Origin of the sequence: Streptomyces zinciresistens K42 (assembly GCF_000225525.1) — a bacterium.
GTDB lineage: Bacteria > Actinomycetota > Actinomycetes > Streptomycetales > Streptomycetaceae > Streptomyces > Streptomyces zinciresistens.
Map to the genome: position 1 here is coordinate 1 of NZ_AGBF01000321.1, position 4690 is coordinate 4690.

Below are 4690 nucleotides of genomic sequence, written 5' to 3' on the forward strand. Positions count from 1 at the left end.
GACGGCCGGCGGGCAGGGGGCGTGTGCACGGCTGTGGCCGCGCAGGTCCGCGTCAGGGGCGCCTCAGTGGTGCGGGACGACCGCGACCGGCGCGGCGCAGTGGTGCAGGACGGCGTGGGTGACCGGCCCGATGTGCGCGCCGACGGCCCCGCGCCGGACGCGGCGGCCCACGACGACCAGGGACGCCTCGCGGGAGACGTCGACCAGGTGTGCGGCGGGGGTGCCGTAGTGGGAGTTCTCGACGACGTCGACGTCGGGGAACTTGCGGCGCCAGGGACGCAGGGCCTCGCAGAGTGCGACGGTCTCGGCGCGGGCGAGGGAGCCGTGGAGTTCGAGGTCGGCCGACAGGCCGTAGGCGTAGGAGGGCGGCACGTTCCAGCCGTGCACCACGCGCAGGCCCGTGCCGCGGCGCGCGGCGGCGGCGAACGCGAACGCGATCAGTTCGCCGTCGGGGCTCTCGACGTCGAGGCCGAGCACGACGGGCAGGTACGCGGTGGCCGCGGACGGGATGCCCGCGGGGTCCTTCTCGTGCTCGTCGGCGGCCTCCCGGCCGGCCCGGACCAGGACGACGGGCCGCTCGGTGCGGGCGACGACGGAGAGCCCGACCGATCCGACCAGGAAGCCGCCGATGCCGCTGAGCCCGCGCGAGCCGAGGACCAGCAGTTCGGCGTCCCGCGCCTCCTCGGCGAGGGCGTCGGCGGGCCGGCCGGACAGCTGCACGCTGCTGACGTCGAGGCCGGGGTGGCGTGCCCGGATGCCCTCGGCCGCCTCGCGCGGCACCCGCTCGGTCCAGTGCTGGCTGGTCTCGGCGCCGAGCAGCGGGGCCTGCGCCATGGGCGCCGGTACCGGCTCGCGGACGTGGACCAGCTTCAGCGGCAGGCCGAGCAGCCCCGCTTCGCGGGCGGCCCATTCGGCGGCGGCACGGCTCTCGCGCGAGCCGTCGAGCCCGGTGGTGACCGTGTGGGTGAGGGTGCGGGTCATGATGTCCACCTCCTGAATCGGCGGTCCCGATTCGAGTCTGGTCCTCGGACCCGGGACACGGCAGGGGCCGCAGGTCCCGGTGGGGGGCCGGTCGGCCCCCGGGTCTCCCCGGGCGGAGGGCGACGCCGCCGTCCGCCCGGGGCCTGTCGCGGTGCGGGGCGGGTCCGGTGGGCCGTCGACGGGGCCCACCGCGCCTCCCCCTCCCCGGGTCAGCGCAGCCAGGGGCCGCGGCGGACGAACGGGAGCCCGGACCAGAGCCGGCCGAGCCCGAGGGTGTCGCCGGCGGAGCAGGCCGCCAGGACGACGAGGACGAGGGCGTAGACGACGTGGTAGTCGGCGAAGGGGTTCGTCGACATGCTCGGGGTGCCGTCGGCCAGGGTCCGGGCGGGCGGCCATTCGGCGGCCCACATCAGCACCATCATCACGGTGCCCGCGACGGCCGTGAGCCGCAGCGCCACCCCGGCGACGAGCGCGAGCCCGATGCCGAGCATGCCGAGCATGAACAGCACGTCCACCCAGGCGGCGCCGGCCCAGGAGTGGAAGGTGGACCGCATCGGTCCGGCGGCCACCGAGCCGAGGAAGCCCTTGGTGGGCGAGCCGCCGTCGATCCAGCCGCGGCCGGAGGGGGTGGCGTAGCCGAGGCCGAAGGTCTTGTCGAGGAAGGCCCACAGGAAGACGAACCCGGTGACCAGGCGCAGCAGGGCGAGGGCATGGGTCCGGCCGGGGCGCGTCCCGGCCCGTGCGGCGGGCCCGGCCGCGGACGGCTGGTGCGGGGCCGGACTCCGGTGAGAGTGCTCGTGCACGGCCATGACGGGTGTCCCTTCGGCGGGGTTCGGCGGTCCCGGTCGGTGTCCGCCGCCGCCACTGTGGCGGTGTACGGACACCGGCCGCCCGATGCCGAAGGTCCGTGTCCACAGGGCTGAACGGCCCTGCTCCCAGGGCCCGTCGGGGTGCACGGGCCCGGCGGCGCGCGAACCCCCTCGCCGCCGCGGCCCGCGCGGGGAATGCTGGGCGCGGTGACGGGCGAGAAGGGCGGGCCGATGGAACAGGACGGGCGCGGGCGCGTCCCGCGACGGGGGCGCCTCCTGCCGGGTGCCGTGGTCCTGCTCGGCTACCGGCGCTCCTGGCTGCGGGGCGACCTGGTGGCCGGGGTGACGGTGGCGGCGTACCTCGTCCCGCAGGTCATGGCGTACGCGGGGGTGGCCGGGCTGCCGCCGGTGGCCGGGCTGTGGGCGATCCTGCCCGCGCTCGCGCTCTACGCCCTGTTCGGCTCCTCGCGGCTGCTCTCGGTGGGCCCGGAGTCGACGACGGCGCTGATGACCGCGACGGTGGTCGGCCCGCTGGCCGCCGCCGGTCCCGCGCGCCACGCCACCCTGGCGCTCACCCTGGCGGTGACGGTGGGACTGCTGTGCCTGGTCGCGTGGGCACTGCGGCTGGGCTTCGTCGCCGACCTGCTCTCCCGCCCGGTGCTGATCGGCTACATGGCGGGCGTCGCGCTGATCATGATGGCGGACCAGTTGCCCAAGCTCACGGGCGTCGGGACGGCGGAGACCCGGTTCTTCCCCCAGGTGTGGTCGTTCGCAGGGGACCTGGCGGACGCCGACCCCGCGACGGTACTGCTGTCGGCCGGCTCCCTGGTCCTGCTGTTCCTCGTGGCCCGGAGCGCACCCGCGGTCCCCGGTCCCCTGCTCGCCGTGGTCCTCGCGACCGTCGCCGTCGTGGCCCTCGGTCTCGACGCCCGCCACGGCGTCGAGGTCATCGGCGAGATCCCCTCGGGCCTGCCCGCTCCGGCCCGGCCCGACTGGACGGCGGTGCCGGGGCTCGTGCTGCCCGCGCTGGGCGTGCTCCTCGTCGCGTACACGGACGTCATCCTCACCGCGCGGGCGTTCACCGGCGGCGCGCGGGACGCGGGGACCGGTCCGCGGCTCGACGCCGACCAGGAGTTCCTGGCGCTGGGCGCGGCCAACCTCGGCGCGGGCGTGCTGCACGGCTTCCCGGTGAGCAGCAGTGCCAGCCGCACGGCGCTCGCCGACTCCTCCGGCGCCCGCAGCCAGGCGTACTCGCTCGTCGCCGGGGCGGTGGTGCTCGCGGTCCTGCTCTTCCTCGGCCCGCTGCTTGCCCGTACGCCCTCCGCCGTGCTCGGCGCGCTCGTCGTGTACGCGGCCGTGCGCATGATCGACCTCGCCGGCTTCCGGCGGCTGAAGTCCTTCCGCCGCCGCGAACTCCTGCTCGCCGCCGGCTGCCTGGCCGGCGTGCTCGCCCTGGACATCCTGTACGGCGTCCTGGTCGCGGTCGGCCTGTCCGTGGCCGAGCTGCTGACCCGGGTGGCCCGGCCGCACGACGCGGTCCTCGGCGTGGTGCCGGGCGTCGCGGGCATGCACGACGTCGCCGACTACCCGGCCGCCCGTACCGTCCCGGGACTGCTGGTCTACCGCTACGACTCGCCGCTGTTCTTCGCGAACGCCGAGGACTTCCGCCGCCGCGCCCTGGCCGCGGTGGACGCGCACCGCGGCCCCGTGCGCTGGTTCGTCCTGAACGCCGAGGCCAACGTGGAGGTCGACATCACCGCGCTGGACGCGCTCGACGAGCTGCGCCGCGAACTCGGGCGGCGGGGCGTCGTGTTCGCCCTCGCCCGGGTCAAGCAGGACCTGCTCGCTGATCTGCGGGCGTACGGCCTCGCGGACGCGGTCGGGGCGGACCTGATCTTTCCGACGCTCCCGACGGCCGTCGCCGCCTACCGCGCCCGGGTCGGCGAACCGTAGCCGCGCCTCGTGCGGCAGTGCCGCGGCGGCGGCTCGCGTGCGAGCCGTCAACTCGTCCGCCGCGGGAGGGCCCGGACGGCCGCTCACCCGGAAGCCGTGGACACGTGCGCCGCGGGAGAGCCGTGGGCGACCCCTCGCGCGGCGGCCGCGCAGGCGCCTCGCGCGGGAGAGCCGTCCGGGCCGGGCGAGGGGCCGGGTGGCCCATGGTCCGCCGGGCGCGGCGGGCGGACGCTGGTCGTGGAAGTCCCTGCGTCCGCCGGAGGCACGCCATGATCACCACGTCCGCTCCCAGCATGCTGCGCGCCCTGCCCGCCGAGCACCGGCAGCGCCTGATGCGTCTCGCGCGGGAGGTCACGTTCGCGCAGGGCACGCGCCTGTTCGAGGAGGGCGGCAGGGCCGACCGGTTCTGGATCGTGCGGACCGGCACCGTGGAGCTCGACATGCGGGTGCCCGGCCGCCGCCCGGCCGTCATCGAGTGCCTGCACCACAACGAACTCATCGGCTGGTCCTGGCTGTTCACCCCGCACGTGTGGCACCTCGGCGCCGAGGCGACGACGCCGGTGCGCGCCTACGAGTTCGACGCCGCGGCCGTACGGTCGATGTGCCGCGACGACCCGGCCCTCGGGCAGGCGGTCTCCCAGTGGGTCGGGGACGTGCTCGCCCACCGCCTGCGCTCCGCGCGGTCCCGGCTGCTGGACCTGTACGCCCCCTACGGGGCGGGGAGCCCCGGGTGAGTCCGCGCGGGACCGCCCGCCCCTCTTCCGGAGTCACCGTGGACGGCACCGCGCAGAAGGTCGGCGAGGTCATGACGCACACGGTCGTCGCGGTCGGCCGCCGCGCCCCCTTCAAGGAGATCGTGCGCGGCTGACGTACGACGCGAAGGTCGGCGCGCTCCCGGTCCCGGACGGCGAGGGCGCGGGGCGGCGGCGCGCGGGAGAGCGGGCACC

General features: G+C 76.5%; 5 protein-coding genes. 3 read left to right on the forward strand and 2 right to left on the reverse strand.

Translation table 11 applies throughout. From position 1 onward, the window contains the following. Positions 1-63 precede the first annotated feature (63 nt). Positions 64-981 (reverse strand): universal stress protein, encoded by a 918-nt coding sequence (locus SZN_RS35475; RefSeq protein WP_007505006.1) that lies wholly within the window; start codon positions 979-981, stop codon positions 64-66. Positions 982-1190: 209 nt separating this feature from the next. Then, a complete protein-coding gene (locus tag SZN_RS35480; protein ID WP_007505007.1) occupies positions 1191-1790 on the reverse strand; it encodes a DoxX family membrane protein in 600 nt (199 codons plus the stop codon). 231 nt (positions 1791-2021) lie between these two features. Between SZN_RS35480 and SZN_RS35485 the strand changes: the two genes are divergently transcribed. The 3 genes from SZN_RS35485 (at position 2022) to SZN_RS41755 (ending at position 4611) form a co-directional block, all read left to right on the forward strand. Beyond that, complete coding sequence (locus SZN_RS35485) at positions 2022-3743, forward strand: SulP family inorganic anion transporter (protein WP_043734884.1); 1722 nt, start codon at positions 2022-2024, stop codon at positions 3741-3743. Between the two features lie 269 nt (positions 3744-4012). Continuing rightward, a complete protein-coding gene (locus tag SZN_RS35490; RefSeq protein WP_007505012.1) occupies positions 4013-4477 on the forward strand; it encodes a cyclic nucleotide-binding domain-containing protein in 465 nt (154 codons plus the stop codon). Then, positions 4474-4611 (forward strand): hypothetical protein, encoded by a 138-nt coding sequence (locus SZN_RS41755; RefSeq protein ID WP_167546349.1) that lies wholly within the window; start codon positions 4474-4476, stop codon positions 4609-4611. Before SZN_RS35490 ends, SZN_RS41755 begins: the two co-directional genes overlap by 4 nt. The last annotated feature ends 79 nt before the right edge of the window (positions 4612-4690 follow it).

Bases quoted from the DNA above. Each gene is read 5' to 3' on its own strand.
- SZN_RS35490 (WP_007505012.1), top strand. From the start codon at position 4,013: ATGATCACCACGTCCGCTCCCAGCATGCTGCGCGCCCTGCCCGCCGAG.
- SZN_RS35480 (WP_007505007.1), bottom strand. From the start codon at position 1,790: ATGGCCGTGCACGAGCACTCTCACCGGAGTCCGGCCCCGCACCAGCCG.
- SZN_RS35475 (WP_007505006.1), bottom strand. From the start codon at position 981: ATGACCCGCACCCTCACCCACACGGTCACCACCGGGCTCGACGGCTCG.
- SZN_RS35485 (WP_043734884.1), top strand. From the start codon at position 2,022: ATGGAACAGGACGGGCGCGGGCGCGTCCCGCGACGGGGGCGCCTCCTG.